The following is a 22491-nucleotide window of genomic DNA, read 5'->3' on the forward strand; positions in this document are numbered from 1 at the left end:
ATCTGGATCGGCAGGTTATGACTGTGTAACCGCCATTGACATGCCGGGAGGTACGGCCACTGTCAACTCAAGTCTCGTTCAGGACAATTAAGAAGACCGATCTCAAAGGCGAATCTCTGACCTTCTATCCACCCTCGCGGCTTACAACTTGTGACTCTTAATGTGCCGCCAAAATCCTTTTTTCTGTCTTCTCTTAAAGAACGGAAATAATCTCTATTCAAGCGCCATAAAAGGCCTGTAAAAACTGCCATAAAACATGTGGCAATGACAGATAGAACGCTCATCCAACATAACAGATCACGCATACACACTCCCAAACCAGGGTTGGTTCATTCCCTTAAAAGGGATTTTCATTTCAAAATAACTGTATTTGAATATAACATGTGTTGTTTTCACCATCAATGGATTTTATGTGGTCTCCTAGCGGGAATGCCTGTAAAAAAAACCCCCTTCATAAGAAAGGGGGTTTTAGGTACTGTTTCAAGTTGTATTGTATCTGCCGTTTTACTTTATTTCATTCTCCCTTTTTGTTTTTCCCCTCCCCTAACCGGCTTGTCTTAATCTATTCAACCAGCTTCAGCTCGAAGTCCGCCTCCATCTCGTTGATAAATTCCAGGGCCGCCTTGAAATATTCCACGGTTCCGTTTTCCGTGCCCTGCATGGCCTCGAGCTTTTTTATCTGCCCCTCTTCGGTCGGTTCGGGGCTGGTAATATGTAGATATATCCTGCTCTGGAGCTCCGGGTCGTCGCAGTTAATCTGCATTGAGCCCTCGGAGAAAACAATTTCTCCGATTGGGCTGCCGCTTTTAATTATTTCTGCTTTCATGTGCGCATACCTACGGAGAAATTATAGCATACATGGAGTAAAAGATTCAAGACGAAATTTCTATGTTTCACCATTGTGATAAAGCAGTATCGATTGAAAAAATTTTTCCATTACTTTATAGCACATTCTGAAACCCATATCATCGGCTCGTTTCTTTCGTTTCCTTTTGTATATAGTATGATCAGCCCAGGAAGCGGATATTGCAGTATGATTCCCGCTGTTCTATCTGATGGATGATTTCCTTTTTGATATCCCAGTCATCCTCTATCGGCTCCACCTGGGAGACGTTTTTCCCGTCGTCATCCGTGCGGTAGTGGTGCTTGAGAAGATATCCGGGGATGAGGGCGAACCTTCCTCCGCCCATACCGCAGCAGGATGTGTCGACAACCGCGTGTCCCAGGATGTAGAGCACCTCTTTCCCGTTGATGGTGACCGTATCCTCTTTTTCGTTGGTGTAGTGCCCGGAGATGGCGGTCACCTCTTCGTTCATATCTTGGTGAACATAATCTTTCGGCATGTCGGTCCTCTTAAAAAGCCGGTGCTTTCTTGTTTTAACGGTGTATACGCGGACGTTTCCGTTCCTTTTTTACGTATTCTTCTACACTACTGGTACCTGTCCGTTTTGTCAAGAGAGAAGAGCCGGTTATGTGAATTCTCATGATCGAAGATGGCGGGAGCGGGTCTTTTGTTAACAAGTTATCATTATCTAATTTTAATTATTTGAATATTGAAATCCGCTTGGAAGTGCTATAAAATTTCACTCTGCATTCATGGCGTCTTATGGAAACAGTCGCCTCTCCAGGCGGGGCATGGACCGCCCGGAGACCGTTATCTCCCCCCCAACAGGACGTACCGCACAAGGCGGAGGTATGGAGAGGATGTGACAATCCTTTTACACGATAACAGGAGGATCGTGTAGTATGTATGTGAAAACCTATCTTGAGAATCTTGCGGAGACCATCCCTGAGAAAGTCGCACTGATTGTCGGTGAAAACCGGCTGACGTACCGGGATCTCTATATCCGCGCGAAGAACCTGGCGGTGTCTCTGTCACACAGGGGTATCTCAAAAGGAGATAAGATCGCCATCACCCTCATCAACGAACCGCAGTTTGTTGATATCTATTTCGCCACCCTTTCCCTGGGGGCCGTGCTGGTGCCCCTGGATTTCCGACTCAAGCCCGATGAGATTATGGATGTCCTCTTTGACTCGGAGCCGTCGTTGCTGTTCACGACCGCGGCAATGGCGGAGAATCTTGAGACGGTCCCCTCTCTCAGGGACATGTACTGTGTCGACGGCCCTTCCCTGGTGGAGGGGGTAACCTATGAGGAACTGATCGCCGAAACCGACGAGATGTTCCCGACGGTGGATGTGACCGAAACCGACGAGGCGCTTCACCTCTATACGTCCGGCAGCACCGGAAGGCCGAAGGGCGTTGTGCTGACGGTGGCTCACCTGGAGGAATTTCCCCTGGCGGTGCTGGAGATTTATTCGGATTACGTGACGCCCGACAAGGTGTTTGCGGTGGTTCTGCCGCTCTCCCACATCGGGGGGCTGGTGATGCTGAACCTTCTGGTTTCCATCGGCGGCACGATGGTGCTCTTTGAGGGGATGCGCCCCGACGTCATATGGAAGACCATCGAGCGGGAACGGGTCGTCTGGTTCGTGGGGGTTCCGCCCATCATGCAGCTGTTGTTGATAGATCCAAAGATAGACAGCTATGATATTTCATGTTTGGAATTCATCTCTCTGATGGGCATGAGTGTGCCGAAGGCGCTGATGGAAGAATGCGTGAAGCGATTCACCCACCTGGATATCGTCCAGGGGTACGGCTTGACCGAAACCTCGCCCCTTATCTCCATTCTCCCCACAAAAGACGCGTCGCGCAAGCGGGGCTCGGTGGGGATACCGGTCAGCCGCGTGGAGGTGAAGATCGTGGATAAGGACGGGAACGAGCTGCCAACAGGCCAGAGCGGCGAGATCATCGTGCGGGGGCCGATGGTCATGAAGGGATATTACAACAACCCGACGGAGACGGCCGAGGTCTTGCGGGACGGCTGGTTTTATACCGGCGATTTGGGCTGTCTGGATGAAGAGGGGTTTCTCTATCATATGGGCCGCTCGAAGGAATTGATCATCACCGGCGGACTGAACGTGTATCCCGCAGAGGTGGAAAACGCCTTTCTGAAGCATCCGGACGTGATGGATGCGGTGGTCATCGGCGTGCCGGACGATCTCAGGGGCGAGGCGGTAAAGGCCTTCATTGTGCCCCGGGAGGGAGTCGGGCTCACCGGGCAGGAGCTGCTCAAGTTCTCTCGAAAGTATCTGGCGGATTTCAAGACCCCCAGGGAAATCGTTTTCATCAAGAAAGTACCGTCTCTGGGGATGGGAAAGATAGACAAGCAGGCCTTTTTCGAAGAGCGGTATGAGACGGTATGATCGCGAAAGTACATGAGAGTTTTAAAACAGGCGGGGAATCGATATCCCCGCCTGTTTTTTTTTACCACCGGCACAGGAACGTTCACTGACAAAAAGAGAAAATCACGATGCCTACCCCGTTTTTTTAAGCGATATACGGAAAGAAGCGAAAAGAGAGGAAAAAAGGTTTGACACACATTTCAGAGTTCATATACTGACATGGTGGCATACCTTTTTATAATCCCGAAAAGTATCATTGATTTCCTGAATGTTTATGTGGAGGGGGCGACATGAACCAGAAGAACTCCGTGCGGATTGAAGACACGATCTCTGCCGGCGCGAAAATAGGCTACGGCGTCGGTGACTTCGGGGCCAATCTCGTTTTTCAATCGGTTCTCATCTTTCTCATATTTTATTTTACCGATGTGTTTGGAATCGCCGCCTCCGTGGCGGGGACGATCTTTTTCGTCTCGAAGGCGTGGGACGCAGTCACGGACCCAACCATGGGCTACCTCTCCGATCGGACTCATACCCGATGGGGGCAGAAGCGACCCTACCTCCTGTTCGGAGCGATTCCCCTGGGACTCTGCTTCTTTTTTTTGTTCGCCTCGCCGAATATCAATGAGGGATTTCGCCCGATCTACGCGCTGATATTTTTTCTCCTGGTGTGCACCTTTTACACCGTGGTGAACATCCCCTACGGCGCCCTCACGGCCAGCATGACCGTGGACGCCCACGAACGCTCGAAGATATCCGGGGTGCGTACCTTCTTTGCCCTGATGGGGACGCTCACCGTCGCCGGAGCAACCCTTCCCCTGGTGGATCTCTTCGGCGGCGGGAGCGTCGGTTTCCGCGCCACCGGGGCCATATTCGGGGCGCTTGCGGCGATCCTGACCCTGGTAACCTTCTTCAGCGTTCGGGAGCGTGTTGTACAGCGGGATACCACCCACTACAGCCTTCGGGATATCCTCACGGTATTGAAGAGCAATCGCCCCTTCATCATCCTCTCTTTCGGGATGATTATGCACCTGACAGCTCTGGGCGTGCTGGCGGCGATGATAAACTACTTTTTCAAGTACATCATGAACGATGCGGACTTCGCCACGTTCGCCTTTCTGTGCATCTTCGTTCCCGCGGCCCTGGCGTTGCCGCTGTGGGTGTGGGTGTCGAAAAAAATGAGCAAGAAGGCGGCCTTCAATGCGGGCATGGGGCTTCTGGCCCTGTCTTTGCTCGGTATCTTCTTTGTCCGGGAGCTGAACCCGGCTGTGCTTTTGCCGATGTTCATCGTGGGAGGGATCGGGCTTTCCACGAACTTTTTCAGCCCCTGGGCCATGGTGCCGGACACCGTGGAATACGGGCAGCTTCAGACGGGTTTAAGACGGGAGGGAATCCTGTACGGCGTCTTTTTCTTCGGCCAGAAGATGGCCTCGGCCCTGGCCGGGTTTATCGCCGGGCAGGGACTGAGCTTTTTCGGGTTTGTAGCGAACGAAAGCCAGACGAATCAGACGCTTTTGGGCATCAGGATATTGACGACCTTCGTCCCCATCGCCCTGATTATTCTGGGGATCCTCATCATCAGCTTCTATCCCATCAATCAGGCGATGCACACGAAGATCCTTGAGGATATTGAAAAGAGTCAAAAGAACGGCTTGTAATACGGGATATGCGCATTCCAAAGAAACCGAGGTGGATTATGGCGAAAGAAAAACCGGTAAGAATCGCGCTTTTGGGAGCGGGGGAACGCGGACAGGTGATGTACGGAATCTTTGTGGAGAAGCATCCGGAGCTGTTTGAATACGTGGCCGTGGCGGAGCCGAATGACGAGCGGCGGGAGCGCTTTGTCAAGCGCTTCGGTATTCCCGCCGAAAACGCCTTTTCGAACTGGCGGGATCTCCTTGAAAGGCCGCAGCTGGCCGACGCCGTCATCAATGCCATGCCGGATGTTCACCACTACGAATCGACGATCAAGAGCCTCAGGAAGGGGTATCATGTGCTTCTGGAAAAGCCGATGGCCCAGACCCCGGCCGAGTGCGTGAGCCTGGCCGAGGAGGCGAAGAAACAGGGATTGATCCTTCAGATATTTCTTGAGTGTCGATACCTCGAGCTGTACCAGCGCATGAAGAAGCTCATCGATACCGAGGCCATCGGCCGGGTGATGGGGATGCAGGCCATCGAAAACCTGGGCTACTGGCATTTCATTATGAGCTATGTGCGGGGTTTCGCCAGACGAAGCGCCGATGTGATTTCGTTTCTTTCGGCCAAGGGGATACACGATTTCGACCTCCTGACCTGGTTCGCCGGCTCCCGGCCGGTGAAGGTGTCGTCTTTCGGCGAGCTGACCTATTTTCGGCCGGAAAACGCCCCGAAGGGCGCGCCGGAGCGGTGCCTGGACGGCTGCCCCATCGAGGACACCTGCCAGTTTCACGCCTACCGGCAGTACATAAAACCCGGATTCCCCCAGATACCCCTGTCACTCCTGACCGGCATTACCCCCGGGACCGTCATCGACGGCTACATCAGGTATCCGTATCTCAGGAGCCTTTCCATGTATAACCTGGTCAGCACCGACCGGGCGGGGCGCATCGAGGAGCTCAAAACCGGCCCCCACGGCCGATGCGTCTATCGCTGCGATAACGACGTGATGGATCACCAGATCGTCAACGTACAGTACGACGGCGGCGTCATGGCGGCGCTTTCTTTATCGGCCTTCAGCGTCGCCTGGGAGCGTACGTTGAACGTCAACGGCACTATGGGCGAGCTCTATTCAAAGGACTTCTCCGGGACGCTCCAGATGCGCACCTTCAATCCGAAAATATCGGTGAAGAGAAAGCGGGTGCGCTTCAATCCGCTGTTTCACGGCGGATCGGACGGCCTGGTGCTCATCGATTTCGCGAAATCGGTACAGAGGGCGGACACCTCCCGGGAAATTCTCACCGACGTTCAGGACGCGGTGGACAGCCACCTGTTGTGTTTCGCCGCGGAGGAGGCGAGAAAGAACGACACGGTGGTCGACATGGTGGCATTTACAAAGCAGGCGGAAAAAGAGGCGAAAAAATTGAGCGTATAAAGTCTCTTGAGTTTCGTCACAAAGCCTGATATGGTAATAAAAATATAATATCCAAAAAAAGGATATGCAACGTAACAAAGAATCGTTTTCCTTTAAAGAGGAAAGGAGACCGTAATGAAACTATCTATTCCCGTATTGGCGGTGGTGTTGGTTCTTTCGCTTGCGGTTATACCGTCGGCTCTGGCCCAGGATGCGCCACCTTCCGATTTCATCACTCACTGGGACGCGGACGGCGACGGCAAGGTGTCTTCGGATGAGTTTACCGGTCCGCCGGAGAACTTCAGCGATCTGGATACCAACGGCAACGGATTCATCGAACCGGTGGAGGCGCCCCAGGGACCGCCTCCGGAGGGGGCGAAGCCCGAGGTGAGGGTGGGCACCGATTTTATCGCCGACTGGGATATTAACGGCGACGGCAAGGTTGCCCGGGATGAATATCTGGGCCCGCCGGAAAACTTCGACGCACTGGATAAAAACAAGGACGGCTTTATCGACAAGAGCGAGGCGCCCGAGATGCCCCCCGCCGAGGGCGGTGAGGTGATGCTCGAAAAGGGTCAGGGATTTATCAACGACTGGGACGCGAACGGCGACGGCAAGGTATCCGCAGATGAATACACCGGCCCCGTGGAAAATTTCAACGATCTGGACGCCAACGGCGACGGATTCATCGACGCGAGCGAGGAGCCCGCGCCTCCGGAGGAATAACGGGAGCCTGATGCCGATTACGGCACTATAGAAAAATTATGCGGCCACACGTGTGTGCGGCCGTTTTTTATTTGCGAGTGTATGCACACACCTGCCCGCCGGAACATGCCTGTAACCTTTATGCCGGCGGTGACGTCAAATTGACGACAGCGAGGAGCCCACACCTTCGGGGGTATGATGGGGGCCGGATGCCGGTTGTAGCATCATAAAAAAACATACGGCCGCCTTTTCGCGGCCGTTTTTTTATGTTCGGTGAACCGGGGCGGGAAGGTGTGCCCCGCCTTCGTGTGATATGAATGCGGTGTTATCTGGGTTGGTGATGCGGTGGACGGCCGCCCGTTCCGCTTCGCCGCCAAAAAAGCGAGAAAAACGGCGCGGCGGCCACGGCGGTGGTTTTTGAAAATGCGGGGGGAGGGGTGAAAAACAAAGGAGGGTAAGGCGCATCACATGAATCGCGGCATGTGCCCTGCCCCCATTGAGAGCATGTATCGGAAATCATACATACAGAGTGTAAGTGAGGATACGGGAGGATCAATTTACCGAGAAGATGAAAGGAGCAACAAAATGAGAATATCTGTTCCCGTATTGGCGGCGCTGGCGCTTTCGCTTGTCATCATCCCGACGGTCCTGGCGCAGAATGTGCTGGCGGCCGATGGCGCCACGCACCGGGACGTGAACGGCACCATCACGATGTCCTTCAACGGGTTCGTCCTGGGTATTACCGGCAATGGATCCGCCGTACTGGCGGAGGGGCCGCCTCCGGGGGAGCCGAAGCCGGAGCCGAAACCAGTGGAGAAAAAAGGAGCCGATTATATCAAGGAATGGGATAAAAACGGCGACGGGAAGATCTCCAAGGATGAATTCATGGGCTCCCCGGAACAACTCAAAGCCCTGGATAAAAACAAGAACGGCTATATCACCAAGAAAGAGGCCAAGGATATCCCGCCCGACATGATGATGGAAAAAGGCGGCCCCCATGACTCTCCGGGAGACCCCCAGGGACCGCCCCCGGAGGGGCCGAAGAAGTAGAGAGAGACGGACTTTTTATATAACACAATCCTGTACGCTGACGGCTTCATCGGCTCGGGCGGGGGGCCCAGGCCCCCGGTGGGAGGAGGGAAACCGGGAGCCGATCGCCGAATACGGCGATGCACGAAAACGCGGCCGCATTTTAGTGCGGCCGCTTTTCTTTCAATGAACGGTGGTCGGGAGGGAATGTCCCGGATGGTATCGTCATCCGGAGATGCGGCGGACGAGTTAGGCGGCGCCGATGTTCTGATACGCATGAGGAAGGGAAAAATAAACTCGATTGTCCGTCTCCATCACTGTGTACCCCTTTATGTTTCACGCTCCCCACGTGGTTTTCACAGCTTTATTACCGGCCCATCTCCAAAAGCGCCTCGCAGGCCCGCTCCTCTCCCCCGTCGCAAGCCGTTCGAAAATCGGTCTCCGCCGCCGCCACCTCCCCCATACCCCGGTAGGCCAGCCCCCGTAAGTAGTACGAGTCCGGCAGATCCAATCCCATCTCGATGGCGGTCGTGTAGTCACGGGCGGCCTCCTCGCAGCGTCCCAGGGCAAGGAGGCTTTGGGCGCGGTTGTTGTGGGCGGGTGCGAACTCCGGGTCCAGTTCGATGGCGGCGGTAAAGTCCCGGACGGCCTCTTCATGGCGATCGCGCATGGCGAGGACCTTTCCCCGGTTGAAGTGGGCGTAGACGTTTTTCGGGTCCAGCTCGATCGTCCGAGTATAATCGAGGGCGGCGTCGTCATACTTGCCGATGAATTCGTAGCAGGTTCCCCGTGCGTAAAAGGCGTCCGCATCATCCGGCTTGAGGGATACGGCCGTGGAAAGATCGCTGATGGCCCGGTCGTATCTCCCCATGTAGCTCAGGGTGATCCCCCGGTGAAAGTAGGCGTCGGCGTTTCCTCTCTCAGGCTGCATCCTGATGTATGTCGAAAAATCATCGACCGCGTCTTCGTAGCGTCCCGTATTGATACGTGCCTTCCCCCGTTCGAGATAGGCTTCGGCCATCTCCGGGTCCTGCTCAATCGCCTTCGTGAACAGCTCGACCTTCACTTCCGGGTCTTTTTCCCCGAGGGCGCGGGCGTAGTAGCGTGCGGCGTTCTGGCAGCCGGAAAAGAGAAACGCGGCGCAGAGGAGGGCGATTATGCCCGTATATATTGAAAAAGAGTGTCGTTTCACCGGGGCCTCCTTCATGTGTTACATCCGTCTTCTCTCTTAACAGGGAGGATGGCGGGTGTCAAGCCTGTTTGTGACGGAGGATATCTTTTTTTTCGGTACGGATGCGTGCCGGTTGGCCCTGGACGTGATAAAAGCGCCTCACGCCGTTGTCAAGATGCAAAAAAGCCCCCGACGAATCGGGGGCTTTTTTGTTTTCGGTGGATAGTGAAAGGGCGGTATCTATATCAATCTTATTGTTTTCAGCATGAATGAGAGCATGATGTGAGTAGATATGTCACGGTTCGTGTTAGTCGAAGGCCAGGTCCGTCTTCCAGACCTCCCAGACCTTCCCCGCCAGGTCAGGCCCCGGTGAGAGGGTGGGTTTCCCCGGCTTCCAGCCCGACGGCGTGACCTCGCCGGTCTTCTTGACGTGCTGGAACGCCTGAATCTGCCGGATGGTCTCCATCACGTTTCTCCCCACCGTCGGGGTGAGAATCTCGATGGCCTGGATGACGCCGTCCGGATCGATGATGAACCTCCCCCGGACGTCCACTCCCGCCTCCTCGTCGTATACCCCGTATACGGTTCCGACACGTCCGCCGGCGTCGGAGAGCATCGGAAAGGGCACCCCGCCGGGCACCATCTTGGAGAGCTCCTCCTCCTGCCAGATCTTGTGTGCGAAGCGGCTGTCCACGCTCATGGCCAGTATCTGGACACCCAGCTTCTTGAACTCGTCGTTCTTAACGGCGACCGCCGTTAATTCCGTCGGTCAAACGAAGGTGAAGTCCCCTGGATAAAAGCAGAGCACAACCCACTTCCCCTTGTAATCGGACAGGGAAATGTTCTTGAACCCTCCGTCGATGAACGCCGGCACCTCGAAATCCGGGGCCGGTTTTCCGACTTTCACGCCCATTCTGCGTACCTCCTGTTTGGCGGCTTGTTTTGTGGCCGGAGATTCGGCCGGTTCTTCCAATATCGGTCCCTTTGCGGGCGTCACGCACCCGTCTTGTGGTTTGGCCATAAGCGCCTCCTGTATTATTTAGGAACGATTATCATTAGTATGCCAAAAAGGAGAGAAGAATGCAAGACATTTATAATATTAGAAATATACTAATATATAAATCGAAATAGACGGTGAAACGATCCGTTTTGTTGGATGATGGGTGGTTATAGGTACAAGGATTGGTGAAATTTTGACGGATGTGTGGTGAAATTTTCGGGGACGGTCATCTGCGAAATGGGTTACATGTCTCTGAAAAACATCGCCGCCGGGCAGGTGGTCCTACTCATCCGGATGCCTGATATACCCGCATCCCTCCCCCGTGCAGACCGGGGCGAGCCCCTCGGAGAAGGGCCCCGCCTGGATGAACCGGGGCGGGATCACCATCCGTCCCGTCCGGTCGATGTATCCCCAGCCGTCGTCGGTATAGACCGCCGCCAGGCCGTCGGAGAAGGATTCCGCCCAACTGAACGTCGGCTCGATGATGAGGGCGCCCTCTTCATCCACATACCCCCACAGGATCGATTCGTCTTTAACGATCATCACCGAGGCGAGACCTTCCGAAAAGTCCCCGGCCTCGGCATATTCCGGCTCGATGACGAAGCGCCCGGTTCTATCGATGAAGCCCCATTTCCCGTCTATCGCGACGGCGGCCAGGCCCTCGCAAAACTCCTCGGCGTCATGAAACCGGGCATCGATGACGACGGAAAGATTCAGGTCCACATACCCCGTATATTCGCCCAGCATGGCCGGTATCAATCCTTCCGAGACGTCTCCCCCCCAGTAGAACCGATCAGGGGTAATCACCTGGTTTCCGTCCACGTCGATATACACCCGGGCCGTGCCGGTGTCCACCCAGGCGTATCCCTCGGAGAAATTACCGGCGGAAAAATAAACGGGGGGTATGACGAAGGACCCGGTGCGATCGATGAAGCCCCACATGCCGTCGATCATCACCGCCGCACGACCCCCGCTGAAGGGCTCGGCATAATGAAAGCGGGGCTCGATCACGACATCGCCCGATGCGTCGATGTATCCCCACATGCCGTCTATCATCACCGGGGCCAGGCCGCCGGAAAAGGGCTTCGCATCGGAAAATCGCGGCTCGATCGCCCATGTGACGGGGGATTCGCCTTTCGCGAGACAGGGGATCGTCACCACAAGACAAAGGACGATACAGATTCCGCGCACCGCACCGGGGAGAGTGCTCCCCCGATGCGGCGCGGTCTTTCGTTTCATGATTACGCCGCCGTGACCGTGACGACCAGGCGGTTTTCCTCGAGTTGTGTGGGATACACCGCCAGGTCGGATGTGGCGGGGCCCTTTATCTTTTCGCCCGTCAGGGTGAAGGCGCTCGATCCCGCGCTGGCGCAGACAAGGTGCCCCTTCTTGGGCCTGTATTCCAGCTCCACCCCCCGGTGGGTGCAGTAGAGGGACGCCGCCCGGTAATCGTCTCCGCTCACCCGCACCACGATCACCCCGTCGGAGAGCCTTTCGTCGATGATCTTCACCGAGCCGCCGTCAACCGAAAGCTCGGGGATATTTTCAAGATTCAGCACGAGGAGATTTCCCTCATCGATGGTGTAGGCGTCGCCCTCGGCCCCGGGGGTATTCCCCTTTTTGGTGAAGGTCGAGCAGCCGGCGGTGCCGCAGAGGCACAGGCCCGTGCCGGTCACCGCGCAGGCGGCCACGAATTCCCGACGGGTGATGTCGTCGGGCTTCTTGTGTTCGGTCATCATATCCTCCCTGTTTTACAGAAGAATGAATGGCCGGCGGGATATATCATCCCGCCGAAACATCGTATATGAACGCTCACACAAACGATGCCACAAACGGAAACAAATCGCAAGTCTAAATCCACTTGAGGATGGAGGCGAAGACCGCTCGGAAATGCGCCGGGTTTTTTTCTTGACTTATATATTAAGTATATATATTTTTTATAAAGGGCCGTCAGGCTGCCTCTCATAAACGCCCATACGGGACGTCGCCCTGCCTGTTCTTGTGAATGTGTTGGTGAATACCGGAGGGACTCATGGAAGACAGGCCGGTCAGCAACATGACATTTCGGGTAATGCTGCTGGGGATCAGTGATATCGTCGGCGAAAACGGGTTACGTACACTTCTGCGCAGAACGTCCCTGGAGAAATATCGGGACAACCTCCCACCAAGCAATGAGAATCTCGAAGACTGTATGGTATCGGAAGCCACACGGCTGGACTGCGCCATCGAGGATATCTACGGCGAGAAAGGTGCGATTTCCATTCTCCGTCAGGTCGGGAACATGCAGGCCGTATGGGGAATAGAGGAAAACCAGGCCGTAGCCGAAGCCCTCAAGCAACAGTTCGCCGGGAAGAGCGATATCGAGCGGGCAACGGACATCCTGACCATAACGGCGGCGATTATCTCCGCCCAGATGGATACCACCGCCTGGGTGGAGATGGAAAACGGCGCACTCTATTACCGGGATCGGTCGTACGTCCACTGCTTTGATCGGACGAGCGGACATCCGGTCTGTTACGTGACGGAGGGATTTTTGATGGGCCTTGCCCGGTGGGCCGCGCCGAATGTCCGATGGCGGGCATCGGAAGAAACCTGCATGGCCGCAGGCGGCGACTGCTGCAGCTTTGCGGTGATGTGTGACGACGAAGGACACTGAATATCATATATCCGACGAGGGAGCGGATCTGGGTCTTCATCTGCCGGGATGGGCAAGAGCGCCATTCCGGCATTTATATTTCTCCGTGTTTTGTGTCGAAAAAAGCTTGAATGAAAAATAGTTATATGATACAATGAGAATAATTACTATTTGAAATAATTTCTTCTATGACGTTCAATCGATGAAATGAAAATAGTAACAGAGGGTTTGATACATGAGCGTGTCGAGGTAAATCGAGCAGCCAACGGGAGAGGGAGATGCGGCGGAGCCCGGGTGCGGGTACGCCGTTTTTCTTGTTTTTCGGAGGATCGGTCTGTATGAGAGTATATAAGAAGACAATAGACGGGTAAGCGATGCCGGAGTGCCCAAAGCGTTATGGATCGGTTTGGCGGACGACGGTGCCGAAGCACAATCGAAACCGCCGGGTATCAATAGAATACGGAAATTCTCAAAACAGCAATTCATGTGCAACATGGAGCAGCAAAAGATGTCGAAATGCGAGCGATTGGAAACTTGTGGCTTTTTTAAAAAATATCAGGAATCTCATGCCGGAGCGTGCAAAACGCTCATAGAGACCTTCTGTTTGAACAAAGAAAAATCGGTAGCGTGTGAGAGGAAAAAAATCTTCCAGGAAACCGGGATTCCGCCGGATGATGACATGATGCCCTCGGGCCTCACCGTGGATGACGTATAACACGGACCTGTACATACCGGTATGCGGGCGCGCTCCGATAGAACGGCACTTGAGGGGATGGTGAGGACGGGGGCGGCGTTTGGCCGGCCTGTGGTGCATGTGCGTCACGGGCTTGTCTGAAAGGCATCGATTCGTTCGGACCGGTCAGGAATACCTCGAGCTCATTGCGTTGAGGCGGAGCGGGGCGCTTCGCCTTCAGCGCCGTCCCGCCGGACGGCTTCTGAGCCGGTATATCAGCGCCAGCGGCGTACCGATGAGCCCCGGAGCGGAGAGGAAGAGCCCCGTTATCACGAAGATGCGGGCGGTATCCATCAATTCGGGGTAGCATTTCCAGCCCAAAAAGATACACCCAACGCCCAAAACGAGAAGGATCGGGAAGAGAATGGAAAGGGCGCGCATCGAGACGTATACCGGGGGACCGGCGGGATGCGACGCCGGAGATTTCCCGACGGCGTCCTGTGCGTCTCGGGCGCCGGCGGCCACGGCGCCCGTTATCAGGCGCACCGTCGATATGAATTCAGATAAGATATCTTCGGCCCCCCCGCCGAAGTCCAGGCGATCCGCGGCCCACCAGACCCCCTCATACCCGATGCTGAAGGTGCCGTCGTGTTTCCCGGTAAAGTCGAGAACGGCGGACATGACGCCCTCGTCGATTCCGGAGTGGATGAAGGCCTCCCGCTCCTCTTGGGAGGGGAGGGAGTAGCACCGGGCGAATGTCTCGGATATCGTCCCGAGTTTGCCTCTCTTCTTTCCGGTGGGGAGAACACGGAAGGGCGAGGGATGTGATTCGGGAAAGGGGGAGAAAAAGGTCGTACGGCGGTGCACGAAAAACGGGCCGAACGGCCTCGTGTGCCGATGGGTCAGGCTGACGATTACGGGCGTTTCATCGACGATTCCTTCGAGAACGCACTCGCCCTGGATACTCCTCGCCTTTCCCTCGGTGAGGGCATGGGACTCCAAGAATCGAGCGTATTCCGAGTTCATGATATGCGTGAACGCCCGTTTCGGGCTGTAGGAGAGGTAATACCACCCGGCGGATAACGCCATGCCGATACTGCCCGTAAAAAAGCCCAGCACCCCGATGAGGACAAGAATCGTGGTCAATCCGTCGAGGGCGGGACGGGGGTGAATGACGCCGGACTCGGTCATGATGCCCAGGGCGATTTTCAGGACCACGCCGCCGATTAAAAGCAGAAATCCGACCAGAGTGAGGACCAAAACGGCAATAAGCGTACGACTTTTCATGTCTGTATATTATATCAGCTGATACCGTTCTCAAAGCAAAAACACTCTGGCCATTCAAATTTCATCCCGGAGATTTGTGATGTCGGACAAAAAGTGGACACTTTCCCCATCCGGTCAGAAGGTCCTGAAGCCCATTCATTCGCTCTTCGCCAAGATATTCGGTATCGGGCTGATCGTGCTGCTGGTGCTCATGATCGGACGATTGGGCGACGAAGGCGTATCCCGGCAGGCGGGCGACCCGGCTCTTTATTATGTCCTGTGGTATGCGGTGAACCTCGGCCTGGTGGGGGTTGTGGTGACCGGCCTCGTCTACGCACTGTGTACGCCCTGGGGCTTTTTTCGCCATCGGTGGATCGTCGTCAAGTGGGCGGGCCTCGCAGCGATTCTGGCGGTGCTGATTTTCGGCCTGGCGCCGGCGGTGGGCGAAATGACGGTGACGACGGATGCGGGACTTCACCCGGGGCTGTTTGCGGGCGAATACCGCTCCGCTGCTCGTCAGGGTGTTGTGTATTGCGTCGTCGAGATCGTCCTGGTGATCGCCCTGTCGCTGGTATCGGTGTTCAAGCCGGGAGGAGAGAGTAAGAAACAGTGAGGAGCCGGACGCCGGCGGTGATTCACGGTCCCCCTTCCCTCCCTATGCATTTCTTTCGCCCTCCGCTCCTTGTACCGGGCGTTTGGCGGTCAACGGCGGTGTCCGCGCCCGTTCTTTCGGAAAATCCCTCTATCCAGCATGCCGTAGGAGTTGAAACCGATCCGGGCCGTCAGACCGATGGCCAGGTATACCGTGATGGAGGTGCCGGTGAAGATGGCGATCATAATGGCGATCTGGTACTTGATGGCGGTCATCGGGTCCGCGCCGCCCAGTATCACGCCGGTCATCATACCCGGCAGGGCCACAAGCCCTATGGTGGCCATGGTGGCCACAGTGGGGGCCAGCGCCGCCCGCACCGCGTCCCGGCTGAAGGGGCGGGCCGCCTCGGAGAACCGCGCCCCCTGGGCCAGCGTCGCCAGGTATGCCTTCTCCCTTCCTTGTATGGAATTGTAGAATGTTGAGAGGCCGATGATATCCGCCCTCAGGCAGTTGCCCAGGATCATCCCGCCGATGGGGATGATGTACTGGGCGTCCATGAGATTCGGCACCAGCATGATGGGGCCCACAAAGAACAAAAGCGGCAGGATCATCCCCGCCAGGAGACTGACGAACAGCGGCACGGCGAAATGAGAGATGCGCACCCCCGCCCCCCGGGCGATGGATACATCCGCCACGATGATCATGATCAGCACCCGTGCGGCGTTGAGCCAGGGATTATTGAGGTCGAAGATCACCTGGAGGTAAAATCCGACGAAGAGGAGCTGAATCGTCATCCTGACGATGGAGACGACGGTTTCCGTGACTATCGGGATCTTCAGCCAGATGATGACGGCCAGGGGGATGATCAACAGGACATATCCGAAGGCGAGGTTCACCGCACCGATATCAATAATACCGTTCATATCGCCTCCGGTACGGTGCGTGCGGGGAGTGTGACCACTCTGTCGGAAAAGGAAAGCCAGGTATCGTCGTGGGAGACCGAGAGGATCGTCACATCCGTAAGAGACGCAAGCAAGAGCTGAACGGCCCGGGTGGCTTCCTTGTCCAGGGCGGACGACGCCTCGTCAAGAAGCAGCAGCGGCCGCTGAAGCAGCAGGGCACCGATCAACGCAACGCGCTGCTTTTCACCGCCGGAAAGCTCCGTCATCTGTGAATCCAGAATCGAGAGGGAGAGGAGCAGCCTCTCGCACAGGTCCTGGATATGTATCAGGTTCTGTCTCAGGTGCCTGTTCGCCCGATAGGTGAAGGGTTTCTCCAGAATTTCACCGACCGTGCCGTCGCCCAGCTCCGGCTCCTGGGCCACGTGCGCCGCACTCCTTCGTACCTGCCACACCGTTTTTTCAGAAAGCTCGCGGCCGAAAACAGAGATGGTGCCTTCACGGGGGACGAGAAATCCGAGAATACATTTGAGGATGGAGGTTTTCCCCGACCCGGACGGCCCGGACAGGGCCACCTTTTCCCCCCGTTCGACCGTCAGGGAGAGGTTCTCAAACAGCGTGGTGTTCCCGAACCGAATCGTCAACCCCCGGATGTCCACGGCATGCGCGGCCCGGTCTTCCCGCTGTGAGGCGTCATTTCTGTCGTACACTGTGGAGAATAAATACATACTGTCGGAAATGATAAAGAACCGGGAGGAAAAAGGCAAGATGAAAAGGCGGGGCGACGGTGTATATCGTACCATACGAGGTGATATGCACCCGTCACGGGAGCGTCGAAGAAAAAAGGCCGCGAACCGCCGGGGAGGATTCCGCCTTCAAAAAAGGGGGTGCAGGGTCAAATCCGGTATCTCCCGTCGAGTTGTGCGGCCTCAGGTGAAAGGTTAAAAACGGAGCGTCTTGTGGATTATCCTTTCGATGTGTCTTTCGCTGTTTCGGAACACTCTTTTGGCATGGTGCACCCGCATCCGCATCCGGCGCAGCCGTCGTTATCACCCTTCATCGTTCGATACAACGATCGTATCCCGAAAAGCAGTGCGCCGAAAACAATGACACTTACAATAATTGTTTCCATCATATATCTCTCCTATCCCGTGCCGATGCCGAGGAGGCTCCCGACCTGGTAGACCAGTACCGTCAGCACCCACGCAAGGGCCGTCAGCGCGAAGAGCTGGAAGAGCGCCCATTTCCAGGAGTTGCTCTCTCTCTTGGTGATGGCGATGGTCGCCATGCACGGCGCGCTGATGAGGCAGAACAGCATGATGCAGAAGCCGATCAGCGGATTGTAGTTTGCCTGTAGTTTTTCACGAAGGCTTTCGGACTCCTCGTCCGCCTCTCCCACCGAATAGACGATTCCCATTTGGGCCACGAAGACCTCCTTGGCGGCGAAGGCGCCGATGAGGGCCGTGCCGATCTTCCAGTCGAATCCCATCGGTTTCAGGATGGGCTCCAGCCCGTGGCCGATACGGCCCGCGATGCTGTATGTCAGCGCCGCTTCCCCCTCCTCGTTGTCGATGGTCGCGATAATCTCCTCTTTTTCCTCGTCGGAGACGTCAAGGGCTTCGATATTGACCCTTTCGGCCTCGAAGCGGGCCGTCTCATCCTCGGGGAGCCCCGGGTAGGCGATCATCGCCCATAGGACGATCGAGATGACCAGGATGATGGTGCCGGCCTTTTTCAGGTACAGCCAGCATCTCTCCCACATATGGATCAAAACGCCCTTGATGGTGGGCATCCGATACGGCGGCAGCTCCATCACGAACGGTGCGGTCTCCCCCTTGAAAAGGGTGCTCCGCAGTACCTTCGCGGCGATGATGGCCAGCACGATGCCGATGATGTAGATGATCCAGAGCATCGGGGCGTGAAAGGCCTGGGGGAAGAAGGCGGGGATGATGAGCGCGTAGATCGGCAGCCGCGCACCGCAGCTCATCAGCGGCACCACGAGCATCGTGGTGAGGCGGTCCCGCTCGTTCTCGATGGTCCTGGTCGCCATGATCGCCGGTATCGAACACCCGAACCCTATCAGCATGGGGATGAAGCTCTTGCCGTGCAGGCCGATCTTGTTCATCAATCGATCCATGATGAACGCCGCCCTGGCCATGTAGCCGGTGTCTTCCAGAAAGGCGATGGCAATGAATAACAGCAGGATGTTCGGTGTAAAGATCAGGACGCCGCCGACGCCCGCGATGATGCCGTCCACCAGAAGGGATTTCAGGGCGCTCTCGGAGCCCGCCGGCCACCAGCCGGACACCGTAACGCCGAGCCAGCCGACGAACTGGTCGAGCCAGTCCATGAACGGGGCGCCCAGTGTAAAGGTGAGTTGAAAGACCAGGTACATCAGCCCCAGGAAGATGGGGATCCCGAGGATGCGGTTGACAACGACCGTGTCTATCTTATCCGATATGGTATGGCGGATTTCGATGGTCGAGCGGACGGACTCCTGGCACGCCCCGGAGATGTATCCGTATCTGCTCCCGGCAATGGCGGTCTCGGGATGCTCGCCGATGATCTTCTCGATGCGCTCGGCGCTCCTGTCGAGCTGGTCGTTGACTTTTGGTGAGTCGATCATGGATACAATGTCCTTGTCGTTTTCCAAAAGCTTCGTGGCCAGCCATCGGGGGTCATACTCCTCGGGGTACGCGCCGTTTTTACCGAGTAAGGATGTGATGTGCGTGATTTCCTCCTCGATCTCACGGCCGTAGTCGAGGGTAAACGGTTCTCTCACTTTTGTGCCGACATCGGCCGTCGCCACAATGGCCTCAAGCAGCTCCTTCATCCCTCTCCCCTTGTGCCCCACGGTCGAGACAATGGGCGCACCGAGGAATGTGGAGAGTTTTTCGGTGTCGATGGCAAATCCGCGCGCCCCCGCCTGATCGCTCATGTTGAAGGCGAGAACCAGGGGTACTCCCAGCTCCATGAGCTGTATCGTCAGGTACAGGTTTCGCTCAAGGTTCGACGAGTCGATGATGTCGACGATGACATCCGGCCTTTCATGAATTATAAAGCGGCGCGCCACCAGCTCATCGGCGGAATATGCGGTCAGGCTGTATGTGCCGGGCAGGTCGATGAATTTGATTTCGACACCGTTGTGCCGACAGGTCCCCTCCTTGCTTTCCACCGTGACGCCGGGGTAATTGCCGACGTGCTGGCGGGCGCCGGTCAGATTGTTGAATATGGTTGTCTTGCCCGAGTTGGGATTTCCCACAAGGGCGACGGTGAGTGTTTGTTTCATGGTTTTCCTCTCCCCTCTTTTGCAATATGTGAATTTTAGGCGGGTCAATAAAATTTAGGCATGACTAAAGTTATCCCCAAAAAAAATCATTCCGCCATGATTTTTTCGGCCATACCCCTGCCCAGCACGATTCGGCATCCGCAGAGCGCGACGATAACCGGCCCCCGTTGGGCGTTTTGAAGCACCTCGATGCTTACGCCCGTTACCAGGCCCATGGCGCACAGCCTCCCGGTGAGCCCGTGACCCGCCGTGATAGACACAATCCGCGCCATCGCACCGGTTTCCACCTCGGTCAGGGGCACAGGAAGTGCGTGTTCAATGACAGATGTGCTATATCTTCTCAACTTCGATTCCCTCCGCTTCGTCCTTGCGTAAGGAAAGATGATATCCCCTGACCTTGATTTCGACGGGATCTCCCAGGGGCGCCACCCGCTCGACCTCGAGCACCGCGCCGGGCGTGACGCCCATTTCAGCGATGCGCTTGTGTGTCTCCCCCCGGGTGGCGATTTTGACAACCTTGCATTTCTGTCCCGGTTCCAAATCCTTCAACCGTACATCCTTCATGGCATTGTTACCTCCTTTTGCCTTTTGTTCTTTTACTTCCTTAAGAGTATATTCAATACAATCGTCGCAGTTGTCCTGGACTCTTCCGTAGTCGCACTGATATCCGAATCCGGCGATCCACTTGGAGCCGGCCCTTGGACAGACCTCTATGAAGTCGGCGAACTGGATGAACCGCTCGAGGATAACCCTGGGAATGGAGTGCTCCATCCGGCAGGCGGCGTCATCGGCTGTCGCCTCGTCCACAGAAAGGACCTTCACAAAAAAATCCCGCAGCACTTCGTGGCGTCGGACCACATCCTTGGCGGCTGTCCTTCCCCGGTCGGTCAGTGTGATGACATCGTATGGGGCGTAGTGTATCAGTTTCTTTTCCGTCAGGGTACGAAGGGCCCCGGTCACCGAGGCGTTGCTGACTTTCAGCCGCTTGGCGATGTCTTTCGGCCTCACCGCCTGCTTTTCGTTGATGACGTGGAAAATCACCTCGAGGTAATCTTCCATGCTGGCTGAGAGAGATTCAGTCTGCATATCGAGAAGCACCTTTCAGAAAGTTTAGGGAAGGCTAAAATAATATGTTATAACGAACATCATGTCAAGTCTTTTTTTCAAAGGGTGCTTTTGTGTGATGGATCATTCAAATGACGCCCCGGGGCTGTTTCTGTCTGAGAAGAGAAGAGGCGGCCGGACGATGGACTCGTTCGAGGAATTTAGTGTCCGGCACATGAACCCGTGGTGTATTGATGGAGTATGTGAAGAGGATACCCTATTGTGTGTTGTGTGCTGAAATCGTTTGACATGGGTCTGTTCGCGTAATAAAATACCGAAATTATTCGGTTTGTCGGTTTTTTGATGAAGAAGAAGCTTCTCTCTCTCTTGGCGGCGTTTCTTTTTTGTGTCCATGCGGGTCCGGTGCTGTCTCACCCTCATGTGTTCATTGACGCGGAACTGGTTTTCGTGTTTGACGATGGGGGACTTGTGGGGATCAGAGAACGGTGGGTGTTTGACGAGATGTTTAGTCAGGGACTCCTGAGCGATTTCGGCGCGGAGGACGGCCGCCTGACGAATGAGACCGTCGTGCTTTTGCGGGATATCTTTTATGAAAATACCAGGGACTATAATTATTACAACATCTTGACAATAGACGGACAGGAGCACACCATCGAATCTCTGCGGGACTTCTCCGTATACACCGAGGACTACCGGATCGTCTACGAGTTCTTCGTGCCGTGCCGGGTTGCGGCGCCTCCAAGCGGCGAGAAGCGGGTGCAGGTGTTGTTGTTCGACGAAACGATTTATACACATCTTACCATTGCCGAATATCGGATGGAGACCCAGAGTAATCACGATGCCCTTGTGGTTGATCTGAAATATGAGATGCACGATGAGGTTATTACTCCCCTGGGGTCACTTGTCCCGGATTCGGTGGTCGCCGCGTTTCGAAAAAAATGAAGCGATTAATTTGTATCGGTATCGTATGCGTGTTCTTTCTTCTGCCTCCCTGTATTGCACCGGCGCAGAATCCGTTCCTGGACCGGGGCGGGGACGATACAGAGGTCGAGGAGCCTGAAACGAACATCTCGCCGCCCCCCTTCCTTCAAAAGGTTCCATCTCGAATTGCACTTTGGCAGAAACACCTCAGAGACAGGATGGCGACCGTCGGCAGGGCTGTCCGGGATCATCCCTTCGGGTCGTCCTTCTGGTTTTTTCTGGCGATGTCTTTCGCATACGGCGTCATTCATGCCGTGGGCCCCGGACACGGGAAAACGATAGTTGCGTCCTATTTCCTGAACCGTCACGGGACGCTGCGTGACGGAATCCTGATGTCCTCCCTCATCGCCCTCTTTCATGTCGGATCTGCGACGGCGATTATAATGGGTCTGTACGCGGTCTTTAAAACCACGGGTATGTCTTCCTTCGAACAGGCAAGCCCGGTACTCCAGCGCGTGAGCTTCGCCCTGTTGTTTCTTGTCGGGGTGTTTCTTTTTTCAAAGACGATCTATGAGCTTGTGAACGGCGGGGAGAGGTCCGCCGACCATACACAGAATGCGCCCGTGAAGGGGGGAGTTGTCGTCACCGCGCTGGCCACGGGGATGGTGCCCTGTCCCGGCGCGGCCATTATTCTCTCTTTTGCGATTATCATCGGGATACCCGGTACCGGACTTATCTCGATGCTGTGTGTCGCCCTGGGAATGGGGCTGACCGTCTCCTGTGCGGCGGTCGCCACAATTCTCTCCCGCAAAGCCATGTTCCATGTCGTCGGGCGCAACCGCAAGGCGTTTTTGTGGACATACGGTATCGTTTCGATTACAGGATCGATCCTCCTGATGTCGTTGAGTGGATTGATGTTTCTGTATCACCTGGGATAGAGGGCGCTGCGCCCGGGAA

The 22491-nt window shown here is 55.7% G+C and carries 22 protein-coding genes; 9 read left to right on the forward strand and 13 right to left on the reverse strand.

All coding sequences use genetic code 11. The features are described from left to right. Positions 1-562: 562 nt before the first annotated feature. Together JW885_05565 and JW885_05570 are read right to left on the reverse strand one after the other, a co-directional pair. Positions 563-763, reverse strand: a complete 201-nt coding sequence (locus tag JW885_05565) for a hypothetical protein (GenBank protein MBN1881622.1) — start codon at positions 761-763, stop codon at positions 563-565. Positions 764-1007: 244 nt separating this feature from the next. After that, positions 1008-1343: a hypothetical protein gene (locus tag JW885_05570; GenBank protein ID MBN1881623.1), complete on the reverse strand. Its 336-nt coding sequence runs from the start codon at positions 1341-1343 to the stop codon at positions 1008-1010. 403 nt (positions 1344-1746) lie between these two features. Between JW885_05570 and JW885_05575 the strand changes: the two genes are divergently transcribed. The 5 genes from JW885_05575 (at position 1747) to JW885_05595 (ending at position 8044) form a co-directional block, all read left to right on the forward strand. Beyond that, the gene (locus tag JW885_05575; GenBank protein MBN1881624.1) at positions 1747-3264 is read left to right on the forward strand and encodes an AMP-binding protein; all 1518 of its coding nucleotides are present in this window, start codon (positions 1747-1749) and stop codon (positions 3262-3264) included. Between the two features lie 269 nt (positions 3265-3533). Beyond that, complete coding sequence (locus JW885_05580; GenBank protein MBN1881625.1) at positions 3534-4898, forward strand: MFS transporter; 1365 nt, start codon at positions 3534-3536, stop codon at positions 4896-4898. Between the two features lie 38 nt (positions 4899-4936). Then, a complete protein-coding gene (locus JW885_05585; protein MBN1881626.1) occupies positions 4937-6310 on the forward strand; it encodes a Gfo/Idh/MocA family oxidoreductase in 1374 nt (457 codons plus the stop codon). Positions 6311-6424: 114 nt separating this feature from the next. Further along, the gene (locus JW885_05590) at positions 6425-7015 is read left to right on the forward strand and encodes a hypothetical protein (GenBank protein MBN1881627.1); all 591 of its coding nucleotides are present in this window, start codon (positions 6425-6427) and stop codon (positions 7013-7015) included. A gap of 564 nt (positions 7016-7579) precedes the next feature. Continuing rightward, positions 7580-8044 (forward strand): hypothetical protein, encoded by a 465-nt coding sequence (locus JW885_05595; GenBank protein ID MBN1881628.1) that lies wholly within the window; start codon positions 7580-7582, stop codon positions 8042-8044. 346 nt (positions 8045-8390) lie between these two features. Here JW885_05595 and JW885_05600 read toward each other — a convergent pair whose 3' ends face one another. From JW885_05600 to JW885_05615, 4 genes are all read right to left on the reverse strand, one after another. Next, on the reverse strand, positions 8391-9215 hold the full coding sequence (locus JW885_05600; protein MBN1881629.1) for a tetratricopeptide repeat protein: 825 nt from the start codon (positions 9213-9215) through the stop codon (positions 8391-8393). A 286-nt stretch (positions 9216-9501) separates the two neighbouring features. Further along, positions 9502-10215, reverse strand: coding sequence for a peroxiredoxin (locus JW885_05605; protein ID MBN1881630.1), 714 nt, complete (start codon positions 10213-10215; stop codon positions 9502-9504). 261 nt (positions 10216-10476) lie between these two features. Then, positions 10477-11433: a WG repeat-containing protein gene (locus JW885_05610; GenBank protein MBN1881631.1), complete on the reverse strand. Its 957-nt coding sequence runs from the start codon at positions 11431-11433 to the stop codon at positions 10477-10479. A gap of 2 nt (positions 11434-11435) precedes the next feature. After that, positions 11436-11930: a Rieske (2Fe-2S) protein gene (locus JW885_05615; GenBank protein ID MBN1881632.1), complete on the reverse strand. Its 495-nt coding sequence runs from the start codon at positions 11928-11930 to the stop codon at positions 11436-11438. Between the two features lie 296 nt (positions 11931-12226). Here JW885_05615 and JW885_05620 point away from each other — a divergent pair, with 296 nt between their 5' ends. After that, positions 12227-12850, forward strand: a complete 624-nt coding sequence (locus JW885_05620; protein ID MBN1881633.1) for a 4-vinyl reductase — start codon at positions 12227-12229, stop codon at positions 12848-12850. Positions 12851-13739: 889 nt separating this feature from the next. Here JW885_05620 and JW885_05625 read toward each other — a convergent pair. Further along, entirely contained in the window at positions 13740-14789 is a 1050-nt protein-coding gene (locus JW885_05625; GenBank protein ID MBN1881634.1) for a hypothetical protein, read from the reverse strand. A 79-nt stretch (positions 14790-14868) separates the two neighbouring features. On the opposite strand from JW885_05625, the gene JW885_05630 reads away from it, so the two are divergent. Continuing rightward, positions 14869-15381: a hypothetical protein gene (locus JW885_05630; protein ID MBN1881635.1), complete on the forward strand. Its 513-nt coding sequence runs from the start codon at positions 14869-14871 to the stop codon at positions 15379-15381. Between the two features lie 89 nt (positions 15382-15470). Here JW885_05630 and JW885_05635 read toward each other — a convergent pair whose 3' ends face one another. The 6 genes from JW885_05635 to JW885_05660 all read right to left on the reverse strand — a co-directional run bounded on the left by JW885_05635 (position 15471) and on the right by JW885_05660 (position 20634). Beyond that, on the reverse strand, positions 15471-16283 hold the full coding sequence (locus tag JW885_05635; GenBank protein ID MBN1881636.1) for an ABC transporter permease: 813 nt from the start codon (positions 16281-16283) through the stop codon (positions 15471-15473). Continuing rightward, positions 16280-16969 (reverse strand): ATP-binding cassette domain-containing protein, encoded by a 690-nt coding sequence (locus JW885_05640; protein MBN1881637.1) that lies wholly within the window; start codon positions 16967-16969, stop codon positions 16280-16282. Before JW885_05640 ends, JW885_05635 begins: the two co-directional genes overlap by 4 nt. Before the next feature lie 254 nt (positions 16970-17223). Then, entirely contained in the window at positions 17224-17391 is a 168-nt protein-coding gene (locus tag JW885_05645) for a FeoB-associated Cys-rich membrane protein (protein ID MBN1881638.1), read from the reverse strand. Between the two features lie 12 nt (positions 17392-17403). Next, a complete protein-coding gene (feoB, locus tag JW885_05650; GenBank protein ID MBN1881639.1) occupies positions 17404-19548 on the reverse strand; it encodes a ferrous iron transport protein B in 2145 nt (714 codons plus the stop codon). A gap of 86 nt (positions 19549-19634) precedes the next feature. Continuing rightward, positions 19635-19820, reverse strand: a complete 186-nt coding sequence (locus tag JW885_05655) for a ferrous iron transport protein A (protein ID MBN1881640.1) — start codon at positions 19818-19820, stop codon at positions 19635-19637. 58 nt (positions 19821-19878) lie between these two features. After that, complete coding sequence (locus JW885_05660; protein MBN1881641.1) at positions 19879-20634, reverse strand: metal-dependent transcriptional regulator; 756 nt, start codon at positions 20632-20634, stop codon at positions 19879-19881. 321 nt (positions 20635-20955) lie between these two features. On the opposite strand from JW885_05660, the gene JW885_05665 reads away from it, so the two are divergent. Beyond that, positions 20956-21555, forward strand: a complete 600-nt coding sequence (locus JW885_05665) for a DUF1007 family protein (protein MBN1881642.1) — start codon at positions 20956-20958, stop codon at positions 21553-21555. 197 nt (positions 21556-21752) lie between these two features. Then, a complete protein-coding gene (locus tag JW885_05670; GenBank protein ID MBN1881643.1) occupies positions 21753-22472 on the forward strand; it encodes a hypothetical protein in 720 nt (239 codons plus the stop codon). Positions 22473-22491 lie beyond the last annotated feature (19 nt).

It is taken from the genome of Candidatus Zymogenaceae bacterium (assembly GCA_016931225.1).
Taxonomy (GTDB): Bacteria; Desulfobacterota; Zymogenia; order Zymogenales; family Zymogenaceae; genus JAFGFE01.